Genomic DNA, 22,544 nt, shown 5'->3' with positions numbered 1-22,544 from the left:
ATTTTGGAATTGGGGGAAGGTAATTTTGAAGAAAAGTAAATTTGTTAGAGTATCGGTATATTTGACACTACTACTGGCGGTGTTTTTAACGGCTTGTGGCAATAGTTCAAAAGAAAGTTCAACTAGAACTTTGACCGATTCCATGGATCATAAAGTTAGTATACCCGCGCATCCAAAGCGCGTTGTAGGAAGTTATTTGGAAGATTATTTAGTAGCTGTTGGTGTTAAGCCAGTTGTTCAATGGTCAGTTAAAAATGGCTCCGGAACTCAAGAATATTTGAACAAAGATCTGAAGAAAGTTCCTTTGATCGACTATTCTCTACCATATGAGTCCGTGACTAAGGCCAAACCAGATCTTATCTTGATGGGAACAGATAGTGCTGTCGCTAATGGCAAATACAATCAGTATAAGAAAATTGCGCCAACATATGTTGTTAAAAATGGGAATGATGTCAGTTGGCGAGCACAATTCTTAGATGTAGCCAAAGCAGTAAATAAGACTGATAAAGCTAAGAAGGTTTTGAAGAAGTACGATAAGAAAGTCAAATCGGCACGTTCAGAACTAGAAGAGTCAGCACCGAACAAGTCTGTTGCGGTACTCTGGGTAACGAATAACTCGGCTTTTATCGTTAGTGACAAATCGGCCAGTGGGTCATTATTATATGGTGATTTGAAATTGAAAGAACCAGACTTAGTCAAACAAGTTTCTAAAAAAGCTACTGCTGATTGGTCAGCTGTTTCATTGGAAAAATTAGCTAAATTGGACGCAGATTATATTTTCTTAGTTAATAGCGACAAAGATGCTTCAATGTTTAAAGATCCTATTTGGCAAAATATTTCAGCTGTAAAAAATGATAAATTATTCCAGTACGGTGATGATTCTAGCTGGCAATATAAAGGCCCAATTGCCTATACAGAAATGATTGACAACGTTTTGAAGGATATTACCAAGTAGTGGGGACAAATAATTATATGTATTAAAAAATAAACATATTATTGTCAATTTTATGTCTATCACTAATTTTGCGAGAAACATTTTTTGTATTAAAGGCCAACCTCAACTATATTAGGTATGAACAGGAATATAGGAGGAATATTATGGCTAAAGTATTGATTTTGGGAGCAAATGGAAAGATTGCATGTTTGGCAGAGGATATTTTCTTGGATTCAACTGGTAACAGCTTAAAATTGTATCTTAGAAGACCAGAACGTTTACGCGATATTAAGAATGATTTAGTTGAAATAATTGGCGGGGATGTTACTGATGTCAAAACACTGGAAGATTCAATGAAAGATGTCGATGTCGTTTATGCTAACTTAGCGGGTGGCAATATTGAGGATCAAGCCAAAGCAGTCGTTGAAGCAATGCACGCTGCAGGCAAGAAACGTTTGATTTGGATTTCAACTTTGGGTATTTATGACGAAGTTCCTGGTAAGTTTGGTGAGTGGAATAATAGTACACTTGGAAATTACATTACAACATATGCTGCAGCAGCTAAAGTACTGGAAGATTCAGATCTTGACTATACGATCATTCGTCCAGCTTGGTTAACAGACAAAGACGAAGTTGATTTTGAACTCACTCAAAAGGGTGAAACATTTAAGGGTACTGAGGTTTCAAGAAAGTCAATCGCACAATTGGTTGTTGATCTTACTCAAGCACCTGACAAGCATGTTAGAGAATCACTAGGTGTTAACAAACCTAATACTGACGGTGACAAACCTGCTTGGTATTAATAATTATATATAGGTAGTAAAAGAGACTCGATTTTTTATAATCTGGTCTCTTTTTTTACTCTAAATAGTAATAAAAACTGTCGCCTACGGTGTAGAGGATGTCCATCGCTGTGGAACCGATCCCAGCCTTGGTCTGGGATCTCGATTTTGAGTTTTGCTTTGCAAATCTCGAAATCATTCATGGTGTAAGGACAGAAAATCGCTGTCCTAACGCCATTGTCACTGCTTATGGATATCTTCTACGCCTTCGGCTGGATATATTTCTAGATCAAAGCCAAAATTTAAAATAATATTTTTCTTCCTATTATTATTGATACTTTAGATAAGTGACGACATCTTCGAAAGAGGGTCGTCTTTTTTGATATAATCAAGTTGGTTAATTTTAGGTAAATGTTATGTAAAATGTGAATTTTATTTAATTTAGGGAATTTATGAGGGATATATCATGAGTGTAGAAGTCAACGAATTACAATTTGAAAATAAATTAATAGACTATTTAGTTAATTTGGGTGGAACAAAGCAGTGGGACTATAATGACCAAATTAAAACGACTGATGATTTATGGGGAAACTTTAAAAGTATTGTTGAACAACACAATCAAGATAGATTAGATAAGCCTCTTTCTGATGCAGAATTTAAGCAGATTCAAATGATTATTGGACAACTTGAAACTCCGTATCAAGCTGGTCAATTTTTATATGGTATGAATGGAATCTCCCAAGTAGAAATTGATCGTGACGATGGACAGCATGTTTATTTGAAGATTTTTGATCAAGATAATATCGGTGCTGGAGATACCATTTACCAAATCGTAAATCAAATTGAACGACCAGCAATTATTCCTGGTCGTAAAAATCGTCGTTTTGATACTACTTTATTAATAAATGGATTACCCATAATTCAAATTGAGGAAAAAGCGGATGGTCATGATGCTAAAGAAGCATTAAATCAAATGCATCAGTATATTGAAGAAAATCAATATTCTGATATTTTCTCAACTCTTCAAATATTGGTAGCAATTACTCCGCATGATAGTCGATATATGGCAAATTCAACTGCTGACAAATTTAATACTGACTTTGCTTTTCGTTGGCAAAGAGCGGATGACAATAAACCGGTATTTGATTGGAAAGAATTCGCTAATAATATGCTATCTATTCCTATGTCTCATCAAATGGCGACTAATTATATGATTCTTGATGGAACACCTAGACACCAAATGATTAAAGTTATGCGCCCATATCAGGTTTATGCAACTCAGAGAGTAATTAGAAAGTTACGTCAGCATACTTTTGGAATTGATGAACAGGGTGCTGGCTATGTATGGCATACAACAGGTTCTGGTAAAACAATCAGTTCCTTTAAAGCTGCTTGGTTGGCATCAAGATTACCTAATGTGGATAAAGTTATTTTCTTAGTTGATCGTGTTGCTTTAACTAATCAAACAGTTGATGAATATAAAGCTTATGATCCAGAAAATACAGATGATAGTAATGGTGGTGTAGTAACAGATACATCAAATCGTTGGGTACTGGAACGTAAGTTAAAGAAGAATGGTAACGGAATTATAGTTACTTCTACTCAAAAGATGGATGCAATGGTCCGTGATAAAAACTTTAAACGAATTGATAAAAATATCGTCTTCATTGTTGATGAAGCTCATCGCTCTACCTCTGGTGATATGTTGAAACGTATTAAGGGCGGATTTAGAAAATCTGCTTGGATAGGTTATACAGGTACACCGGTTTTTGAAGTCCATCCAACAACGAGTGAAGTTTTTGGTGATTTGATTCATGCGTATACAATTCGTGATGCGATTGCTGATGGAAATGTACTCGGATTTAAGGTTGATTTTGAAACGACATTATCTGATTCAGTTCTACGTGAACAATATTTACCAGAATATTTTAAGAGTCGTTATCCAAAGATGTCTGATGAAGACGTTCAAGCAAAAATTGATAATATGGCCGATGATGATATGGATGATACGGTTAAGCCATCGGTTTATGATGATAATCCTAAACATGTCGAGTTAGTTGTAGATGATATTATTAAAAATTGGAATAAGCGGTCACGTAATGGTGAATATAATGCCTTATTTACAACGCATGTTGGTGGTGGAAAAGCATCCACACCAATGGCTATGAAATACTATCATGAATTTAAGCGTAGAAATTCTGAATTAGATAAGCCACTAAAAGTTGGAATAACATTTAGTCAGGATACTTCAAATAGCGATAAACAATTGAAAAATAATGATTCCTTACGTGAGGTCATGAATGATTATAATGAAGAATTTGGAACTAGTTTTGATGATACTCAAGTAAAAGAATATACAGCTCAAGTTGTTTCAAGATTAAATAGAACAATTAGCGATGGTAAATATTTTGATATTGTTATTGTCGTCGATCAGTTGCTAACAGGTTTCAATGCACCACAAATGAACACTTTATATGTTGATAGAACCTTGCAAGGAGCAGCTTTGATTCAAGCATACTCAAGAACTAATAGAGTTTATGATATGCAAACAAAGCCATTTGGACGAATAGTCAATTATCGTTGGCCACATCATACAGAAGTACTTATGAAAAAAGCATTAGCTACATATGCAAATCGAGATTCAGCGAATATTCAGATTGAACTTCCAGGTATTACTGATGATGTAATTGAAAAACCATATGAGGATATTAAACAGGACCTAAAGAAAGTTGTTGATCAATTAGCAAATTATTCAGATGACTTTAGTAGAACGCCCGATAGTCAAAATAAAGTGGAAGAAATGTATTCTAGTTTACGTCAATATAATCACTTGATGTCTATGATTAAGCAAGATGACAAGTATGATGATAAAAAGCCTGAAAAACTTTTGGATGAATTAGGGATAGATGTTGATACAGAAGAAGTATTAACAACTACCTTAACTAATGATGTTAAACAAAAAATGGCTATCTATCACAATGTTGATGTATCTCAAATTGATTTGAAGATGGAACATGTCAAAGAAATTCAAGTGAATTACGATTATTTGGAAGAGTTAATTGCAGACTTGATGAATCAATATCACGAGGACGATTTGGAGTCCGCTAATAAAACTGCCGAGGAGATTAAGACAATCTCCGATAAAGTTGATGATCGTAAATACGCAGAACAGATTAATCAATTTACTGATGATGTGCTAAAGGGAAATGTTAAAGACTATGATTATCCTGTTAATCAAAAAGATATAAAGAACTTGGTTACAGGTCAAAATAATATGCGCTTAAGAAATGATATTTTTGAATATAAAAAGACTTGGGGATTAGCAGATATTGATTCCTCACAGTCAATTAATAAAATTATTGAAAACCACGTTAAATCTGCAGATGATTTGAATATAAATGGTATTTTAGATCAAATTGTTAAAGAAGGATCCACTGTTTATATAGATGATGCTGATGCCGAACATGTTAGAGATTTGTCAAAAATTAAATATAGAACACATTTGAGAAGAAGTTTTAAGAAATTTGCTGATCAAATTGTTGAGAAATATTAGGAGAAATTATGAGTAAAGCACAAGAAATTACCAGTCAAATATGGGAAATGGCCAATCGACTTCGTAGCAATATGGATGCCAGCGAATATAGAAACTATATTTTAGGATTTATGTTTTATCGTTATTTATCAGAACATCAGGAACAGAGAATGGTCCAAAATGATTTGTTAGATGTTGCTGGAGGTCAAAGTGTTAATGAAGCATATGCAGAACAAGCTAATGGGGATGACTTAGCTGATTATCTTGAAGATCTTGCTGATTCTTTAGGTTATGCAATTGCTCCACAATATACTTGGCAAACGATTGTTGATAAAGTAAATGACAATTCCATTGCACCATCAGACTTTCAAGATATGTTAGATGACTTTAATCACAATGTTGATTTGAATACAAATGCTAAGCAAGATTTCCACGGTGTCTTTGCTGACATGAATCTTGGTAATTCTCGTTTAGGTCAAACGACTGCTGCACGTGCTAAGGCGCTGACAGAAATCGTTAATTTAGTTGATGAAGTTCAGTATAAAGATGATGATGGTCACGATATTTTAGGTGATATTTATGAATTTCTAATTGCTCAATTTGCTGGTAATTCAGGTAAGAAGGCTGGAGAATTCTATACGCCTCACCAAGTATCTGAAGTTTTAGCTAAATTAGTTGTTCAAGGGTTAGATCCAGAAGAAACCAAGCCAAGTGTTTATGACTTTGCCTGTGGTTCAGGTTCATTATTGTTAACGGTTCAGGAACAAATTAAAAATCGTCGTCTATTTTATTATGGACAAGAACTAAACACAACAACATATAACCTGGCTCGTATGAATTTGATGATGCATGATGTTTCATACATGAACATGGATTTACGTAATGCGGATACATTGGAAAGCGATTGGCCTGATGGAATTGACTCACAAGGTATTGATCATCCAAGAAGCTTTGATATGGTTGTCGCAAATCCTCCTTATTCAGCACACTGGGATAATAATGATAATAAAATGAAGGATCCACGTTTTAAGGATTATGGTGGCCTAGCTCCAAAGACAAAGGCAGATTATTCATTCTTATTGCATGGCTTATATCATCTAAGTTCTAAAGGAACAATGGCAATCGTTTTGCCACATGGTGTTTTATTCCGTGGTGCTAAGGAAGAAAAAATCCGCCGTGCTTTATTGGAGAAAAATCAAATTGACGCAATTATTGGACTACCTGCAGGACTGTTCTATTCAACGGGTATTCCAACTGTTGTTATGGTATTGAAGAAAAATAAAATAAATAGAGATGTTCTATTTATTGATGCAAGTAGTGATTTTGAAAAAGGAAAGAACCAAAATCTTCTTCGTGATGAAGATATTAACAAGATTGTTGATACATATAATGATCGAAAAGATGTTGATAAATACGCTCATGTTGCAGCAATGGATCAAATTGAAGAGAATGATTTCAATTTGAATATACCAAGATATGTAGATACTTTTGAACCTGAACCAGAAATTGATTTAGGAGAGATAACAAAAGAAATAAAAGAAAATAATAAAAAAATTGAAGAAAATAAAAAGGAGTTACTTTCAATGATGAAAGAACTCACTTCTTCTGATGAAAAAATACAAAATGATCTCAATGACTTCATTTCTATGCTAGATGATGAGGTGAAACATAATGGATAAACGTGTGCCGGAGGTACGGCTTAAGGGATTTACTGATGATTGGGAACTGCGTAAGTTGGGAGATGTAGCGAAAATTGTCGGAGGAGGAACTCCGAATACATCAAATGAAAAATTTTGGAATGGGAATATAAATTGGTATTCTCCAGCTGAAATTGGTGAAAACTCATATATGGTTAGTAGTAAAAAAAAGATAACTAAATTAGGATTAGAAAAAAGCTCCGCACATATGCTTCCCAGAGATACTGTTTTATTTACCTCTCGTGCAGGTATTGGGAATACCGCTATTTTATCCGAACCTGGAACTACCAACCAAGGTTTTCAGTCGATTGTCCCTCATGATGGAACATTAGACACTTATTTTATTTTTTCTCGTACTAATGAATTGAAAAGGTATGGTGAAATTAACGGTGCCGGATCTACTTTCCTTGAAATTTCTGGAAAACAACTATCAAAAATGATAATGGATTTTCCATCAATAGAAGAACAAAATACAATTGGTAAATTATTCAAAAAAATAGACAAATTTATTGATCTTCAACAACGGGAACTCGACTTATATAAAAAATTAAGAAAAGGTCTTTTACAAAAACTATTCCCTTCAGATGGGGAAAATGTACCAATTGTGAGATTTGCTGATTTTGATGAAGATTGGAAGAAGCGTAAGTTGGGAGAAATAGGCAAAACATTTGCTGGTTTAAGTGGGAAAACAAAAAAAGATTTTGGACATGGGGATGCTAAATTTGTTACCTATATGAACGTATTTAGTAATCCTATTTCAAATCCAAATATGGTCGAAAGTGTTGAAATTGATTCAAAACAATATCAATTGAAATATGGAAATATACTATTCACGACTTCATCAGAAACACCCGAAGAGGTGGGAATGTCATCCATATGGCTTGAAAAAGCGGAAAATATCTATCTTAATAGTTTCTGTTTTGGATATAACCTAGAAATACCATTTTCTCCCTATTACTGGGCTTTTATGCTGCGATCACCATCAATAAGGAAAAAATTTATTATATTGGCACAAGGTATTTCACGATATAATATTTCAAAGAATAAAGTAATGGACATGAATGTTCCGGTTACAAAAATTGAAGAGCAAAGAAACATAGGTGAATTATTGAATAATATTAATAACATTATTGATTTGCAAAAAGGAAGGATGGGAGAACTAAATTTAATAAAAAAATACTATCTTCAAAAACTTTTTGTTTGACGTTTTGGATATATGACTGTATTAAAATAAAACTTCCGGATAATAAACAGTGGTACCTATATACCAAAAATTATTTGGAGGTTTTTTTGTGCGTAAAACTAAATCATCTCAGCTATTCTATAAGTATTACGAAGAGTGGATTAACTTATACAAGGTTAATGCAATTCGATCAGTCACATTGGATAAATATTATATGAGTTTAAAATGGGTTACCAAATTAGCGCCCAATCTACGATTATGTGATTTAACGAGACGAAGTTATCAAGAATTAATTAATGGATATGCTTTGGATCATGAAAAACAAACTACCAAGGATTTTCATCACCAAGTAAAAGGTGCGATAATGGATGCTCTTGACGAAGGATTAATAACGCAGAATCCCACTCGCAAAATTATTATTAAAGGTAAAAAGCCTAGTGTTAAGAAACCTAAATTTCTAAATCAATACGAATTACAACAGTTAATTAGACAACTGGATTTAGGTTATACAATCAATTGGGATTGGTACATCCTATTAGTTGCCAAAACTGGTCTACGATTTGCAGAAGCCCTGGCATTAACACCAAATGATTTTGATTTTACAAAACAACTTTTAAATGTAAGTAAAACTTGGAATTATCGTGCTACTAATGGTGGGTTTCAACCAACTAAGAATCCATCATCAGTTAGAAAAGTGCAAATAGATTGGCAAATGGCGATGCAATTCTCTCAAATGATAAAAGAATTACCGCAGGATCAGCCTATTTTTGTAAAACAACGAATATTCAATTCAACTATTAATAATAGATTGGCAGTTCTTTGTATAAATGCTAATATTCCAGTGATCACAGTACATGGACTTAGACATACACATGCATCATTACTTCTGTTTGCTGGAGTATCTATTGCAAGTGTTGCACGTCGATTAGGACATGCCAATATGACAACTACACAAAATACATACCTTCATATTATTCAGGAATTAGAAACACAAGATAGTGAAAAGATAATGTTTCAAATGTCTAAGTTAATGTAATAAAGCTCACATGACAAGGAATGTCATGTGAGCTTTATTTAGATGAACAGTTTTTGGAGATAGTATTTTTTTAACATAGAAATTTCATTCAGTTTGTATTTTCGTGACTTTAAAAGTTTATCAATATTATTCAGTATATCACCTATTTTATTTTGTTCAGAGGTAAAAGGAATTAAAGTATCAAATTGAGAAAACTTTGAAATCCATTGTCGTTCATGTCCTTGTGGAACATAATGTATTTTCTTTAGGATGTAATACATAAAAATAGAATTATTATCATTAGATTTTAAGCTAATAAGTTTCATTGCTGAACTTTTCACTTTGAACGGAAAGTCAACATAGTGCATTCCAACAGTAAAATCATCAAAAATAATAATTGGATTATTCTTATTTGCGCTTTTAATACCATAATGTTCATTAGAATAACCTAAAATGAAACTTTTTCCAGCTGTAAGAACTGGTATTTCATAATTTGTATTATAGTCAGTTGAAGTAACTATGTATTTACTTGGCTGTTCATATTGAAATATCTGGTGTAGCTTATACTGCTTCCAATTTTCATCAAAATCAGCAAATCTCACAATTGGTACATTTTCCCCATCTGAAGGGAATAGTTTTTGTAAAAGACCTTTTCTTAATTTTTTATATAAGTCGAGTTCCCGTTGTTGAAGATCAATTAACAAATCTAAACGTGAAATGAAATTACCTATTTTTTTTGTTCTTCATGAGTTTGAGAGATTGTCAGCTTTGTGTTAAAAAAGTCCGACGGTGATATATTAAGTAGCCCATGGTTCCTAGCTCCTTCAGATGCGTTCATGGATAATTCGCGATACCAGTAAGTGGTGTCATAATACTTTGTTAGAAAGTTACTATTTACTTTTGTTGGTACAAAAACAATATAAAGAGTAGAAAGGACGCCCATATCATATCTGTCTAGTCGTTTAATTGTTCCCCATGGATATCCATTTGAATACGATTTATTGTAGGCAAATTCTCCTTTCTTTATCAGATAATATCCACTGACATCTTTACTAGCAATTTTTTTATCAAAAAAGCTTTCTTGATCTATTAATCCTTTTTGTGCAGAAATTGTAAGTGGCAATGTTGAATCCAAATTTGTATTCTTTCTTGTAATGCGTTTTACTATGTTGCCTAACGAATGCTGTTCCCAATTTTAAGTAAATTTTATTTAATATTTTGACTAAAAGCTCTGCCATATTTGTTAATTACTCACTTATGAACAGTTTATTATCTGTTGGTATTATTTTTTAAAATTGTTTGGTTGGTTGAGGTTGTCAAAGTAACATTACTAATTTCAAACGTAACCGTTATTGATTCATAAAACTTATTGATTTAAAGAGTGAATTTAAATACTATCAATATATTTTTAAAGAAAAATCCAATTACAGTAACTTTTATATACTATGGTTAAAAATAAAGTGGGCAAGTTATTATGGACTTTGATTATAGGAATATGAAAATGGGTAAAAATGGTATGCCTACGTGGGATGCCATGGTTCCAGTTCTTCTATATTTAACTTTGGATGGTAAAGAGCATATAGGTAGAGATTTGAAGAAAATGGCATCAGATGCAATAGGCTTGCCAGATGAACTTCGTAATGTCACTTATAATATTTCAAATATGGATAATATGATTGAAGATAGAGTTGGTTGGGGACTTAGCGAATCATATACGGCGGGACTTTTTGATAGACCTAAACGAGGTGTTTATAAAATCACATCTCTAGGTAAAAAGTTATTTAATGAAGGAGCCAATGTTGATCGTGAAGTTATTCATAGTCAGTTTAAATATGTAGAACATGTTAAAGAGCTAAAAGAACGAAATGCGAGAAGTAATATTAATGTTAAACAAAGTGGTTCTGAAACTTTTGAAAATATCTCGGAAAATGTTGCGGATACCGTCACAAGTTACAACAATCAAGTAGCATCAGATCTATTAAGCAGAATACAAGCATCAGATCCTAGATTCTTTGAAAATTTAGTAGTCAAACTATTAGTGGCTATGGGATATCGTGGTCCAAATGGTAATTCTAAAGTAACTCAAAGTACTAACGACGGTGGAATTGATGGTGTTATCAATCAAGATGCATTAGGCACGAATACAATTTATATTCAAGCTAAAAGATATAATTCAGATAATATCGTTCAACGTCCTATGATTGATGCATTTTTCGGATCATTATCACGTATTCATGCTGATCGTGGTGTCTTTATAACTACTTCAAGCTTCTCTAGAAATGCTATTGAGACAGCTAAAGGATTCTCAATTGTATTGATTGATGGTATTCAGTTGACGGAGTTGATGCTTCAATATCACGTAGGTGTTCAAGTTAAAAATAGTTTTGAATTGTTTGAAATTGATGAAGACTTTTTTGAGAATTGATTAATTGATTTACAGTTTTCGTGATAATTTTAAAAAAACACCGTCTTAGAAGTCATCATAAACTTCTATTGGCGGTGTTTTTATATTTTTTTATGAAATTTTTCAGAGCTATTTGATCCTGGAAACAATCTTGAATGTGATCCCGCACGTATTGCAATTAGGATCAATTCATCCTTATCAATCGTGTAAATAACCAATATATCGTTAACGTCAGTGGGGGCTTTTCCAGATGGGGCATCTCGTACATGGAATTCGCGATAACCTGTCATACGTCTTTTCAATTCATGATCTTTAAATTCTTCTGGTAATTCCTGGTCTTCTAATAGAATATCAATTGCAGATCTTATTTCAGAAATAATTGTTCTATCCAAACTAGCTAATTTTTTTAAATCAATATTAAATGTATCACGTGGTTTGAATTTTAATTTTTTCATTTAGTGAATTGTCCCCAATATTTATCATCAGATTCCACTACTTTGTCATCTTGCATGTCATTATGACGAATGAGTTTATCTCTAGCAATTGCATATTCTAGAGAATCTTCTTTGGACCGTGCGATACTTTCGTACCAATTTAATTTTTCCTGAGAGATAACGGCTGCTGTACGGCTCTTTGACCTAGCGATATAAACAATCTCATCGTCATCATTTACACTATCCAAATACTCTTTTAGATGTTCTCTAAAATCACTTTGTGTTACTGCAAAAGTCATAGTCATTCCTCCTTGTACGTCTTCTTGTACTTGTTATTGTACCATGTGGGATACATTAATTATATAATTTAAGGCTTCATCACCTATTTATACCTTTAAATATCATCAGTTTCATACCAAAACAAAACTATTTTCAGAAAAAACTTACGAAAACATTTTTTTTCTGGTATATTAATCAACTGTTGCAACAAATTTGGAGGTATTTTATGAGTAAAACTCAAACTATGGGTGAACAAGTAGAACACCCATATCTTGCTTTAATGGGTGTCTTAATTGGTGGATTCGTGGGGATGTTCAGCGAAACTTCACTAAACATTGCTTTGCCATCTATCATGAAAGCTTTTTCAATCGAAACTGGTACGGCTCAATGGTTGGTCACGGGTTACATGTTGGTCATTGCCATCGTCTTACCATTATCAAGTTTATTAACAAAGCATTTTTCAACTAGGGGATTGGTTAGATTCGGTTTGATCGACTTTATCGTAGGATCAATTATTGCGGCTGTCGCAATGAACTTTCCTATATTATTGGTCGGTAGAATGATTCAAGGTATCGCAACTGGGATTATTTTGCCATTGATGTTCTCAATCGCTATGAGAATTTTCCCACCTAATAAATTGGGGGCTGCTCTTGGTGTAGCTGCATTGGTTATCATGTTTGCACCTGCTATTGGACCTACAATTTCCGGTATCATCTTGGGTGTATCGTCATGGAGATTCATTTTCTGGTCATTCATTATTTTCTTAGTGATCGGTTTGATCTTCATGGAAAAGAATCTGGTTAATGTCTTTGATGTCACTAAGCCAAAAGTCGACTGGTTGGCCATTCTTCTTTCAACAATCAGTTTTGGTTTGATTGTTTTTGGAGTTAGCTTCCTAACAAAGAGTATTCCAGTGGCCTTGATTGCGTTGGTTATTGGCCTTATTTTCTTAGTTATTTATATCAGACAACAATTACACGCAGAAACACCAACTTTAGACTTCGCTGTTTTGAGCAAGCCTGAATTCGTTACTGGTTCTATTTTAGTTATGTTAAACTTCGGTATTACATTATCAGCTATGTATATTTTGCCAATGTACTTACAAAATGGACTGGGAGTGGCCGTTGCCTTAACAGGTATGGTTATGTTGCCAGGTGGTATCGTCAATGCCTTGGTCTCATTCTTGGCTGGACGTGCATACGATAGTATTGGTGCTAAATGGATGTCACGTTTAGGATTCTTGGTTTCAGCAATTGGAGCGGTTATGTTCCTATTAAGTAACTCAAATAGTTCATTAGGTTACATTATTGTGGCACATATCGTCTTAATGATCGGTGTTCCACTAGCAATGTCACCATCACAAACTTATGGATTGAACTCACTTGATGAATATCAATCTGCTGACGGATCTGCTATTATCAATACGTTCCAACAAGTTATCGGTGCTGTCGCAACTGGTATCGCTACGATCTTATTGAGTACTGGACAAAGCAATTTCTTCGCTAATGGCGGACATTCAACTGCTTTGGCCTTCACTCAAGGTGCACACTATGGATTTGCCTTTACTTTAGTATTAGCTATCCTTGGTTTCTTATTGGCTTTCAGAGTCCATTCTAAAAATTAAATTTAAATATTAAAGAAACCAGCTAAAGATAATTTAGTTGGTTTTTTTTGATGGTCTATTATTTGATTGTGTAATTACTGGATGTTACTATGTGAATACATAGAATGGAGGAGTGAATAATGAAAACAAGAAAACAAGGTAATTCAATTGTTATCAGCATTCCATCTGAATTTAAAATACCAGCAGGACGTGAATATATGGCAATGGCGGATTCAGAAGGTAATTTGATATTTACCCCTAAGGCTGAAAATATATTTACAGGTTCTGATAGTGAGGACTTAAGACCTTCACGAGATCTGTTAGGAAATAGTTCTTATGGAAGGGAGAGTCTGTGATGTCTAGTTATGCATATCATGGATATACCCCACATCAAGGCGACTTAATTTTTTTAAATTTTGATCCTTCAGTAGGTAGAGAAATTAAGAAAAGAAGGCCGGCTATCGTTATGTCTTCTGATCAATATAATAGTAAAACCGGATATATTGCTATATGCCCTATAACTAGTACGATAAGAGATTCTTTAATGTATGTAGATATACATGCTAGAAAAATATCAGGGCAAATAAATGCTATACAATTTAGGACAATTGATTTTATTTCTTCTGATAGAGATATTCAGTTTGTTGAGAGATCAAATCCGCGGGATTTTATGCAAACTGCGAAAATAATAAATGATAGTTTTTCATTTGAGAATATCATCCATGGAATATGATATACTAGTATGAAGTAAGTCTTGAAATTACAGGCCACGTCCATTATAATGGTATGGTTGAATTAGAAATATACAAAAAGGGAGGAGGGATTCTAGATGTCACAAAATACACATAAAGGTTATACTGGTCACCGCCGTCCCGTTAACGCTAAGAATGGTGCTGAACGCGTAAACAAAACACAAGAAGTTAAAGAATTTTTGAAGAGCCGTGCTGAAAAAGACGCTAAATAATTAATAGATCACCAAGCCTATGCTTGGTGGTCTTTTTTTGTATTACCAGTTATAATCATGATATATCCACATTTTGTAATTAGGGGAGAAATAATTATGAAAAAAACTGGGTTTAAGTTTAAAGTAATCACTAACATAAATAATAAAATATTGTTAATTACACCGGCTGTACTTGTTGCTGGAGTACTAGCGAGTAGTCCCAATATAGTAAAGGCTGATGATATTCAGGATATATCCAATAATGATGTTGCACTCGCACAAGATAATATTGCCACTAGTCAAGAATGGGGCAGGATTGGTGGAGCAAGAGAAAAAAACACAGGTAGTGAGTGGAGAATAGATACCGAAAATGTTCTTCATATTGAGGCTGGTGATTGGGACAATACTCCAGTAGATAAATTTGGAGATATAGTATTCTATGACAGCCAATTGGGAAGGGATAATCAATTAAGATACCAGGTATCGTCAGTAGTTTTTGAAGGTCCAGTAAAAGCTGGACCTAGTTTGTCAGGATTATTTGCCAGTTTTTCAGGCTTAGAATCAATTTCTATGAACAAAAACTTAGGTGGCAGTTTTGATACTTCAGATACTACAGACTTTAGTAGAATGTTTTCTAACGCAGATTCTCTTAAGAGTTTTGATATGAAAATGTTTAATTGGAAAAATGTCGAGAGCAGTTCTTCTATGTTTGCGAGATCAGGTTTGGAATCTGTCTCTATGGATGGAGTAAAGGCAGACAGGTTAAGCAATATTGGCTTTATGTTTAGTGATTGCATTAATTTGAAAGATGCTCAGCTTAATGGTGCTGAATTTAAAGAAGGCGTTCTAAATAAAACTTATGGTATGTTCGATAATGCTATTAATCTTTCTAGTTTAGATATTTCGTCAATTCCATTAAATAAAACTACTGATAAGGCTTCAATGTTAAACCTTTCTGGAAATAACGATGTCAAACTTTCAAAATTAAAATCTATAACTTTACCGGCAAATGCAGACTTAAGCGGAACAGGGATTGATGGTAAGGACAGCAATTCTTTTAAATCATGGAGTAGTGACTTATCCGATAAACCAGTTTCAAAATTAATTGAATATTATAATGAAAATTCTGATTTACCTGTAACAACTTGGAACTTGGCAGAAAATACCTATACTCTTAACTATAAAGACGATGAGGGTAATACAGTAGCTACAAAAAAGGGTTCTGGTTATATTGGATATGAAATACCTAATAGTTCCATCAGCCTTTTGGGATATTTGAATCTTGATCCAGTCGATCGAGTTTATAAAGTTGATGACCAAGATGGGGAAGAAATGGATATTAAGGTTAAGAAATTGAATCCTTATATCATTAAAGTCATTGTTAAATATGGTGATGGTCATCCAGATGAAATATTGGAGATCAAAGTGCCATATGGACTCAGTGATGCTGCTAATGAGATAAGTCAAAAGGATCTAGATAAATTTGAGAATAATACTACATTAGATCCAAGCAAATCAATTGCCCATATGGACAACTTTTCTAAATATTTTCTTGTTAATAATGATGGTCCAATGCCATTTGCCGTTATGCCAAATAGATATTTTCACGTTGATAATTACGATACACATAGTTTGAAAAATATCTTTAATGATCTGTTGAATTATATTAACGAGAAAAGTTTGCAATATCCATCAGAGGAGCTATCTGGTAAGGTACTTGATGGTTTTGAAGTTCACTATGGTAAATATGTGGCAACAGATACAGACACTGGTAGCGATGGTGGAACAGTTATAACGGATAAAAAAGTCACTGATATAAATCAAACAGTGGCCACGTTCAATGATAAATCAGTAAATCTCTACAATAGTGACGGTGAGTTAATTCCAGATATTCAACTAGCATCGAGCTCTGATTGGAAAAACGACAAGAAGATGGTACTCAATGGTGTAACGTATTATCGAGTATCAACTGATACTTGGGTCAAAGCTAGTGATATTTATGTCTATGTTTACAATGACTCTAAGATTCGTGTAAATGCAGATAAGGATACTAGAATAATTAATCCAACTGGTAAATTAACTGATCGAGCACTTGAATCTTCAACCGAATGGAAGACTGATCGTTATACGACTATCAATGGTGAAAAATATCATCGTGTATCGACAGAAGGTTTCGTAAAAGATAGTGAAGTTCAAGAATATAAGTAATCAAAAAGACTGATCAAACGATCAGTCTTTTTTACTCCAAAACTTCAATCATATAATTCAATGAATTCATCAAATTCAACAAACAATGATAAGAGATAACGATGGTTTCCGTATTAGTTCCAGCATGAAATCCCAGATCTGTTGCATTCATTAACTTAGGATCTGCCAATATGCGAAGGGGTAGATCGGCTTCTAATATCAGTGGGCTTACCATCCCTGATACGGTTTCTAAAACTTTAGGATCACCGAATTTCAAGCTACTACGGCTAGTATGTAATTGCTGCGCTAATTTTTTAAAATCCAATTTATCAGTTGCCGTCTGTAAAATTAAATAGTATTTTTCATTATTCTTATCGAAAACAAATAGATTTTTTACTAAAGTGCACTGATTCTGAATTTCAGGTAGATCTGCCATATGGAATACTGCCTGATGTTTGATTGTTTTATAAGGAATGTGTAATTCCTCTAATCTGTCTAAGTAGATATTATTTTCCAAATTGATCGACCTTTCTACATTTATTTTGCGAGTATCAAAGGAGTTTGTCTACATTAAACAAAATTTTGATGGAAAAATCGATTTATTGGTCTACTTAATTTTATTCATTAAAAAAAGCTGATTTATCAGCTTTTTATTGAGTATTAAGTTTAGTGTAAACGTCACTGGGCATGTCTTTTTTGAAAACTTCTTTATAAGAATATACATAGCTGCCTTTAGTGTCTAATTGTAAGTAATGGTTTTGTTTCAACTTTCCCATCCCCATAAACTCTACTTCGTGCGGGTTTCCATTGTCGTCGTAACTCGTGAGGTTATAGTAGTAATTACCGTAACCATCCTTATCTTTAGCATTGGTGTTGTCGATCTTGATGTAACGTGGTTCGCGTTTAACTAGAAAATTGTATTGATTAACCGCTTGAGAGAATTGATCGGTGCTGTCCTTGGCGTGGATACAGACGGCTAAATACATACCTCCAGCGACAATAACTGATATAAATAAAAACTTTAGTAGATTTCTCATTTGTCTTACCTCCTGAGAACATACTAAAGCTTTTGTGATTATTTAGACATTTGTTCTACTTACAATACTCTTACGGATTTGTAAGCCCCTATTTTAGTCCCCACCAGTCGAAGTTGATGGTATAGTCTACAATTCCGTTGAATATATGTGCAATAAAGTTCCACATAATAACACCTCCAACATTTATAAACTCTCTACAACTCCTTTATAACACTTTTTGAAAGCGGTTTCAATCATCTTAGCCCCATACTTCACCAATAATTGACTTAACTAGCTTTAACTTGTCCCATTCTTGATTTTCTGAAAGGGTATTGCCTTCTTCAGTTGATGCAAAGCCACATTGGGTTGATAGCCAAAGTCTATCTAATGGTAAAAATTGACTAGCTTCTTTGATACGAGCGATGATAACTTGGCGATCCTCTAATTTACCGTCTTTTGAAGTGATCAAACCTAAGACAACATTTTTGTCACCAGATACTTTTGCTAAAGGTTCAAAGTTCCCTGCACGTGAAGAGTCATATTCCAAAAAATAAGTCGAAACATTTTCGTTAGCGAATAGTGTATCAGCAACTGGTCCATATCCTCCAGCAAAAGCAAAATCTGAATGGTAATTACCACGACAGACATGGGTATTAATCGTTAAATCGTCAGGTAAATCTTTGATAGCGCCATTATTTAGTTGCAAGAGAATATCTTGGATACCTGATTCAGCATAGGCCTTGCCATCGGGAGTATTTAAGAACTTATCATCTAGGAATAATCCCCAAGAACAGTCATCCAGTTGGATCACACGGGCTCCTTCGTTATAGAAAGCAAGGATAGCGTCGTGATAGGCTGCTTCGATGTCAGCGAATAATTCTTCATCAGTATCATAGAACTCTTTGATCTTGTCAGCGTTAGTACCGCGGATCAACTCAATATAAAGTTGAGCAGGGGCAGGAATAGTTTGTTTAGCTTCAGCAGAAGTTTCATCAGTTAATAATTTTAGAAACTTGAAATGTTGCAAGAAGGGATGAGTTTCCGGATCAAATTTAATTTTTCCAGATAAGATGGCCGTATCGTCACGTGTCTCTTCATGAGCAAATTCATAACCTTCACCATAATGGATGTGTTCGATACCTTCAAAGCCCCAGAAAAAGTCGAGATGCCAGTATGAACGACGAAATTCCCCGTCAGTCACATAGTCTAATCCAGCGTTGATCTCCTTATTTACTAAATCACGAATAGCTTCATTTTCAACAGTTGTTAAAGCAGTTTGATCGATTTTTTTGTCAGAGAAATCCTTTCTAGCTTGCTTTAAAACATCTGGCCTCAAGAAACTCCCTACATGTTGAAATCCAATTTTTTGTTTTGTGATAGTCATAACTTTTCCTCCTAGCCCCAAACTTCTTCGATAATTGATTTTACGAGTGCTAACTTTTCCCATTGTTGCTCCGGTGTAATGAGGTTTCCTTCTTCAGTTGAAGCAAAACCACATTGAGTTGATAACCAAAGTCTGTCTAATGGTAAATATTGACTAGCTTCTTTGATACGATCGATGATGACTTGGCGGTCTTCTAATTCACCTTTTTTAGAAGTGATCAAACCGAGTACGACACGTTTGTCACCAGATACTTTGGCTAGTGGTTCAAAGCCGCCGGCACGATCGGAATCGTATTCCAAGAAGTATGTATCGACATTTTCTTGACCGAATAGATTATCGGCAACAGGGGCGTAACCACCAGAGAAGAGAAAGTCTGAATGGAAGTTACCACGGCAGACATGAGTGTTGATAACTAAATCGTCTGGCAGATCTTCAACGGCGCCATTATTTAATTTTAAGTAGATATCTTGAACGCGTTCTTTGACAAGTTTTTGTCCTTCAGGAGTGGCAACAAATTTACTATCCAGTAGACGTCCCCAAGAGCAATCATCAAGTTGAATGACACGTGCACCAGCTTCATAGAAGGCAAGCAGAGCATCGTGATAAGCTTTTTCAACATCAGCATATAGTTGCTCTTTATCAGGATAAATACGATCTAAGGCTTCTTGGTTCTTATCACGAGTCAATTCACGGTAGAGTTGAGCAGGAGCTGGGATAGTTTGCTTTGGTAATATGCCACCAACTTCATCAGTTACTGATTTTAGATATTTGAAATCTTCGATGAATGGGTGAGTGTTCTTATCAAAACTGATCCTATCGGTTAGAACAGCTGTATCATCACGTGATCTACCTTTTGAAAAGTCGTAACCTTCGCCGTTATGTGTATGGTCGACACCTTCAAAGCCCCAGAAGAAATCTAAGTGCCAATATGAACGTCGGTACTCACCATCAGTGGCGTAATCTAATCCGGCCTCTTTTTGTTGTTCTACTAAGTGATAAATGGCGGCATCTTCAACATCTCGTAATGCTTCGTGATCAATTTTACCTGCTTGATATTCTTTTCTAGCTTGCTTTAATTCATCTGGTCTTAAGAAACTTCCTACATGTTGAAATCCAATTTTTTGTTTTGTAATAGTCATATTTAAAATCCTCCAAAAATAATTTTTAAAATTTATTCAATAAAAAAATCGTCCCTACATTTACAGATTTTCTCTGTAATGTAGGGACGATCACCCGTGATACCACCCTAATTCATATTTTGCTTATACAAAATACCTCAACGACACTAACATGTCCGGGATGATATCGCATCCTTGCGTACTTTTGGCTTTCACCTAAGTAAGACTCTGAGCTCATATTCGACTGACGTTCGTTCCGCCTTTTCACTATCTAGCGGTCACTATTCAAATTACTAATTCAATCTACTCTTCTCTTCAACGTCTAATAAAATTAAATAAGTTTTAATTGATTGGTGAATAAGTTACACCTTGATAAAATACTTGTCAACATTATTTGTGAGTATCAACAGCATTTTTTGGTTCTTTGCCAGAAATCATAGCCTTGTTATCGTTCATGGAATCAAAAATCATATTGTGAACAGCACGTTCAGTATAGAAGGCTGTATGTGGCGTGATGATAACATTGTCACGATGGGCTAAGTTTTGGAATACTGGATCGTTAACCGCTTCAACACTGTCAAATTCGTTTTGGAAAATACCATTTTCATTCTCAAGTACATCCAATCCAGCACCGGCAATTTTGCCGCTATCCAGACCATCGATCAAGGCATTATTGTCCAATAAGCCACCACGTGCACAATTGATCAGATAGACGCCATCTTTCATTTTAGCGATGGCGTCAGCATCTAACATGTGATGATCTTTTGGTGCTAGGGGAGTATGGATCGAAATAATGTCTGACTTCTCTAGTAATTCGTCGAGAGTATCAACATAGATACCTAAGTTTTCTAGAGCAGGATTAGGATCAATGTCGTAAGCAATAACGTTAGCGCCATAGCCAAATTGCATAATACGGGCAAAGACACTGCCGATATGGCCAGTACCAATGACACCAACAGTTTTGCCGCTGATTTCAGTACCGATAGTAGGGAACCATTTGAAATTACCACTCTGAAATTTCTTATCAAATTCTGGGACACGGCGGAGCAAGCGTCCAACTAAGAAAGAGGCGTGTTCAGCAATAGCGTTTGGAGAATAGACAGGGACATAAGTTAAAGTAAAACCAAAGTCGTTCAGATCTTTAAAATCGAATCCATCCAATCCCACGTTTCTAACTGAGAATTTGCTGATACCGAGGTCATGAATGATCTCCAAGGCGTGACGACTATAGGGTTGCGTTTGTACCGCCACAACACCATCTGCACCTTTAGCTAAGTTAGCTGTTTCCTCAGTCAAAATGTTGGCTGTATAATCGACGTCAACATCTGGGTTAGCAGCTTTCCATTGGTTTAAAGGTTCAATTTCGTCTTCACGGAGACCAAATACATATATCTTCATAAAAATCCCTCTTTCTTTGAGCTTAATTAGAAATTTAATCTTTTTCTAATTAAACGTTAGTGATTATTAGTGTAACTCAAATTTTGAAAAATGGAAGTGGTATTTTTTTTTGCCGCCTACGAGCGAGAGGGGATTGGCCTGTAGTGGGAACGACTTCGGCCTTGGTCCGAAGTCTCGATTTTGAGCTTTGCAGGTTCGCAAATCTCAAAATACGTCCATTCTGTAAGAACGACTGCGTCGCCCTAACAGAATTTTCACTACTGGCCAACCCACTCTCGCTCTCCGGCTCGATTTTACATGCTGATACCTTTAGAAACTTTTAATTTGAAATATTTTCTGGATATAATTATATATTGCTGAATATATATTCCTATAGTCCACGATAGTAGCTGAAGAGTTTGAATAATGGAACCAGTTGTGCAAGTGGAGTCGAACGGTGGAACCGTTCATACTCCACCGACGATTCTGAGATTTGCGAAAGCAAAGCTCAAAATCGAGTTCCAAGACCAAGGCTTGGAACGTTCGCAGTGCGCCCGGCATGGGTGTTAACTTGGTGGTGAAAGTCCACTGTGAGCCGTAGTAGTCGGAATCACTAGTTGAGGGAAAGGGTGTTCACCGCGAGGTGGAATCTGAAG

21 protein-coding genes are annotated in these 22,544 nt (G+C 34.8%); 12 read left to right on the top strand and 9 right to left on the bottom strand.

Going from position 1 to position 22,544, the window contains the following annotated elements:
* Window positions 1-22 precede the first annotated feature (22 nt).
* The 6 genes from EKM60_RS09550 to EKM60_RS09525 all read left to right on the top strand — a co-directional run bounded on the left by EKM60_RS09550 (window position 23) and on the right by EKM60_RS09525 (window position 9,164).
* A complete protein-coding gene (locus EKM60_RS09550) occupies window positions 23-955 on the top strand; it encodes an ABC transporter substrate-binding protein (protein WP_125714911.1) in 933 nt (310 codons plus the stop codon).
* Window positions 956-1,098: 143 nt separating this feature from the next.
* A complete protein-coding gene (locus tag EKM60_RS09545) occupies window positions 1,099-1,737 on the top strand; it encodes an SDR family oxidoreductase (protein ID WP_125714874.1) in 639 nt (212 codons plus the stop codon).
* A 445-nt stretch (window positions 1,738-2,182) separates the two neighbouring features.
* The gene (locus tag EKM60_RS09540; protein WP_125714872.1) at window positions 2,183-5,269 is read left to right on the top strand and encodes a type I restriction endonuclease subunit R; all 3,087 of its coding nucleotides are present in this window, start codon (window positions 2,183-2,185) and stop codon (window positions 5,267-5,269) included.
* 8 nt (window positions 5,270-5,277) lie between these two features.
* Complete coding sequence (locus EKM60_RS09535; protein WP_125714870.1) at window positions 5,278-6,927, top strand: type I restriction-modification system subunit M; 1,650 nt, start codon at window positions 5,278-5,280, stop codon at window positions 6,925-6,927.
* Entirely contained in the window at window positions 6,920-8,149 is a 1,230-nt protein-coding gene (locus EKM60_RS09530) for a restriction endonuclease subunit S (protein ID WP_125714868.1), read from the top strand. Before EKM60_RS09535 ends, EKM60_RS09530 begins: the two co-directional genes overlap by 8 nt.
* A gap of 88 nt (window positions 8,150-8,237) precedes the next feature.
* On the top strand, window positions 8,238-9,164 hold the full coding sequence (locus EKM60_RS09525; RefSeq protein ID WP_125714866.1) for a site-specific integrase: 927 nt from the start codon (window positions 8,238-8,240) through the stop codon (window positions 9,162-9,164).
* A gap of 38 nt (window positions 9,165-9,202) precedes the next feature.
* Here the strand turns inward: EKM60_RS09525 and EKM60_RS09520 are convergent, their stop codons facing one another.
* Both EKM60_RS09520 and EKM60_RS09515 read right to left on the bottom strand, forming a co-directional pair.
* On the bottom strand, window positions 9,203-9,847 hold the full coding sequence (locus EKM60_RS09520) for a restriction endonuclease subunit S (protein WP_225427043.1): 645 nt from the start codon (window positions 9,845-9,847) through the stop codon (window positions 9,203-9,205).
* A 23-nt stretch (window positions 9,848-9,870) separates the two neighbouring features.
* Window positions 9,871-10,278: a restriction endonuclease subunit S gene (locus EKM60_RS09515; RefSeq protein WP_225427042.1), complete on the bottom strand. Its 408-nt coding sequence runs from the start codon at window positions 10,276-10,278 to the stop codon at window positions 9,871-9,873.
* Between the two features lie 360 nt (window positions 10,279-10,638).
* Between EKM60_RS09515 and EKM60_RS09510 the strand changes: the two genes are divergently transcribed.
* Entirely contained in the window at window positions 10,639-11,568 is a 930-nt protein-coding gene (locus EKM60_RS09510; protein ID WP_225427041.1) for a restriction endonuclease, read from the top strand.
* 80 nt (window positions 11,569-11,648) lie between these two features.
* On the opposite strand, the gene EKM60_RS09505 is transcribed toward EKM60_RS09510, so the two are convergent.
* Together EKM60_RS09505 and EKM60_RS09500 are read right to left on the bottom strand one after the other, a co-directional pair.
* Window positions 11,649-12,002, bottom strand: a complete 354-nt coding sequence (locus tag EKM60_RS09505) for a type II toxin-antitoxin system YafQ family toxin (protein WP_125714862.1) — start codon at window positions 12,000-12,002, stop codon at window positions 11,649-11,651.
* Window positions 11,999-12,280: a type II toxin-antitoxin system prevent-host-death family antitoxin gene (locus tag EKM60_RS09500; protein ID WP_125714860.1), complete on the bottom strand. Its 282-nt coding sequence runs from the start codon at window positions 12,278-12,280 to the stop codon at window positions 11,999-12,001. The genes EKM60_RS09505 and EKM60_RS09500 overlap by 4 nt, the downstream gene beginning before the upstream one ends.
* A 206-nt stretch (window positions 12,281-12,486) precedes the next feature.
* On the opposite strand from EKM60_RS09500, the gene EKM60_RS09495 reads away from it, so the two are divergent.
* The 5 genes from EKM60_RS09495 (at window position 12,487) to EKM60_RS09480 (ending at window position 17,014) form a co-directional block, all read left to right on the top strand.
* A complete protein-coding gene (locus tag EKM60_RS09495) occupies window positions 12,487-13,884 on the top strand; it encodes an MFS transporter (RefSeq protein WP_125714858.1) in 1,398 nt (465 codons plus the stop codon).
* 119 nt (window positions 13,885-14,003) lie between these two features.
* Window positions 14,004-14,219: a type II toxin-antitoxin system PemI/MazE family antitoxin gene (mazE, locus tag EKM60_RS09490; RefSeq protein ID WP_125714856.1), complete on the top strand. Its 216-nt coding sequence runs from the start codon at window positions 14,004-14,006 to the stop codon at window positions 14,217-14,219.
* On the top strand, window positions 14,219-14,596 hold the full coding sequence (locus tag EKM60_RS09485; RefSeq protein ID WP_125714854.1) for a type II toxin-antitoxin system PemK/MazF family toxin: 378 nt from the start codon (window positions 14,219-14,221) through the stop codon (window positions 14,594-14,596). Before mazE ends, EKM60_RS09485 begins: the two co-directional genes overlap by 1 nt.
* 96 nt (window positions 14,597-14,692) lie before the next feature.
* Window positions 14,693-14,827: a hypothetical protein gene (locus EKM60_RS11300; protein WP_263852824.1), complete on the top strand. Its 135-nt coding sequence runs from the start codon at window positions 14,693-14,695 to the stop codon at window positions 14,825-14,827.
* 96 nt (window positions 14,828-14,923) lie between these two features.
* A complete protein-coding gene (locus EKM60_RS09480) occupies window positions 14,924-17,014 on the top strand; it encodes an SLAP domain-containing protein (RefSeq protein ID WP_164508382.1) in 2,091 nt (696 codons plus the stop codon).
* A 31-nt stretch (window positions 17,015-17,045) separates the two neighbouring features.
* Here EKM60_RS09480 and EKM60_RS09475 read toward each other — a convergent pair whose 3' ends face one another.
* The 5 genes from EKM60_RS09475 to EKM60_RS09455 form a co-directional block, all read right to left on the bottom strand.
* On the bottom strand, window positions 17,046-17,510 hold the full coding sequence (locus tag EKM60_RS09475; RefSeq protein ID WP_125714850.1) for a YbaK/EbsC family protein: 465 nt from the start codon (window positions 17,508-17,510) through the stop codon (window positions 17,046-17,048).
* A gap of 133 nt (window positions 17,511-17,643) precedes the next feature.
* Window positions 17,644-18,030 (bottom strand): YxeA family protein, encoded by a 387-nt coding sequence (locus EKM60_RS09470; protein ID WP_125714847.1) that lies wholly within the window; start codon window positions 18,028-18,030, stop codon window positions 17,644-17,646.
* A 238-nt stretch (window positions 18,031-18,268) separates the two neighbouring features.
* Complete coding sequence (locus tag EKM60_RS09465) at window positions 18,269-19,393, bottom strand: 5-methyltetrahydropteroyltriglutamate--homocysteine S-methyltransferase (RefSeq protein WP_125714845.1); 1,125 nt, start codon at window positions 19,391-19,393, stop codon at window positions 18,269-18,271.
* Window positions 19,394-19,404: 11 nt separating this feature from the next.
* On the bottom strand, window positions 19,405-20,532 hold the full coding sequence (locus EKM60_RS09460; protein ID WP_125714843.1) for a 5-methyltetrahydropteroyltriglutamate--homocysteine S-methyltransferase: 1,128 nt from the start codon (window positions 20,530-20,532) through the stop codon (window positions 19,405-19,407).
* 369 nt (window positions 20,533-20,901) lie between these two features.
* Window positions 20,902-21,909, bottom strand: a complete 1,008-nt coding sequence (locus EKM60_RS09455) for a D-2-hydroxyacid dehydrogenase (RefSeq protein WP_125714841.1) — start codon at window positions 21,907-21,909, stop codon at window positions 20,902-20,904.
* Between the last annotated feature and the right edge of the window lie 635 nt (window positions 21,910-22,544).

Origin of the sequence: Companilactobacillus kedongensis (assembly GCF_003946625.1) — a bacterium.
Classification (GTDB): domain Bacteria; phylum Bacillota; class Bacilli; order Lactobacillales; family Lactobacillaceae; genus Companilactobacillus; species Companilactobacillus kedongensis.
Note: the sequence above shows the minus strand (reverse complement) of the source record. Positions and strands in the feature narration are given on the sequence as shown.

What these genes read in the sequence shown, in the direction of transcription:
- EKM60_RS09460 (WP_125714843.1), bottom strand. Translation starts at nt 20,532, where the DNA reads ATGACTATTACAAAACAAAAAATTGGATTTCAACATGTAGGAAGTTTC.
- EKM60_RS09545 (WP_125714874.1), top strand. Translation starts at nt 1,099, where the DNA reads ATGGCTAAAGTATTGATTTTGGGAGCAAATGGAAAGATTGCATGTTTG.
- EKM60_RS09540 (WP_125714872.1), top strand. Translation starts at nt 2,183, where the DNA reads ATGAGTGTAGAAGTCAACGAATTACAATTTGAAAATAAATTAATAGAC.
- EKM60_RS09510 (WP_225427041.1), top strand. Translation starts at nt 10,639, where the DNA reads ATGAAAATGGGTAAAAATGGTATGCCTACGTGGGATGCCATGGTTCCA.
- EKM60_RS11300 (WP_263852824.1), top strand. Translation starts at nt 14,693, where the DNA reads ATGTCACAAAATACACATAAAGGTTATACTGGTCACCGCCGTCCCGTT.
- EKM60_RS09500 (WP_125714860.1), bottom strand. Translation starts at nt 12,280, where the DNA reads ATGACTTTTGCAGTAACACAAAGTGATTTTAGAGAACATCTAAAAGAG.
- EKM60_RS09470 (WP_125714847.1), bottom strand. Translation starts at nt 18,030, where the DNA reads ATGAGAAATCTACTAAAGTTTTTATTTATATCAGTTATTGTCGCTGGA.
- mazE (WP_125714856.1), top strand. Translation starts at nt 14,004, where the DNA reads ATGAAAACAAGAAAACAAGGTAATTCAATTGTTATCAGCATTCCATCT.
- EKM60_RS09480 (WP_164508382.1), top strand. Translation starts at nt 14,924, where the DNA reads ATGAAAAAAACTGGGTTTAAGTTTAAAGTAATCACTAACATAAATAAT.
- EKM60_RS09530 (WP_125714868.1), top strand. Translation starts at nt 6,920, where the DNA reads ATGGATAAACGTGTGCCGGAGGTACGGCTTAAGGGATTTACTGATGAT.
- EKM60_RS09485 (WP_125714854.1), top strand. Translation starts at nt 14,219, where the DNA reads ATGTCTAGTTATGCATATCATGGATATACCCCACATCAAGGCGACTTA.
- EKM60_RS09495 (WP_125714858.1), top strand. Translation starts at nt 12,487, where the DNA reads ATGAGTAAAACTCAAACTATGGGTGAACAAGTAGAACACCCATATCTT.
- EKM60_RS09535 (WP_125714870.1), top strand. Translation starts at nt 5,278, where the DNA reads ATGAGTAAAGCACAAGAAATTACCAGTCAAATATGGGAAATGGCCAAT.
- EKM60_RS09505 (WP_125714862.1), bottom strand. Translation starts at nt 12,002, where the DNA reads ATGAAAAAATTAAAATTCAAACCACGTGATACATTTAATATTGATTTA.
- EKM60_RS09465 (WP_125714845.1), bottom strand. Translation starts at nt 19,393, where the DNA reads ATGACTATCACAAAACAAAAAATTGGATTTCAACATGTAGGGAGTTTC.
- EKM60_RS09455 (WP_125714841.1), bottom strand. Translation starts at nt 21,909, where the DNA reads ATGAAGATATATGTATTTGGTCTCCGTGAAGACGAAATTGAACCTTTA.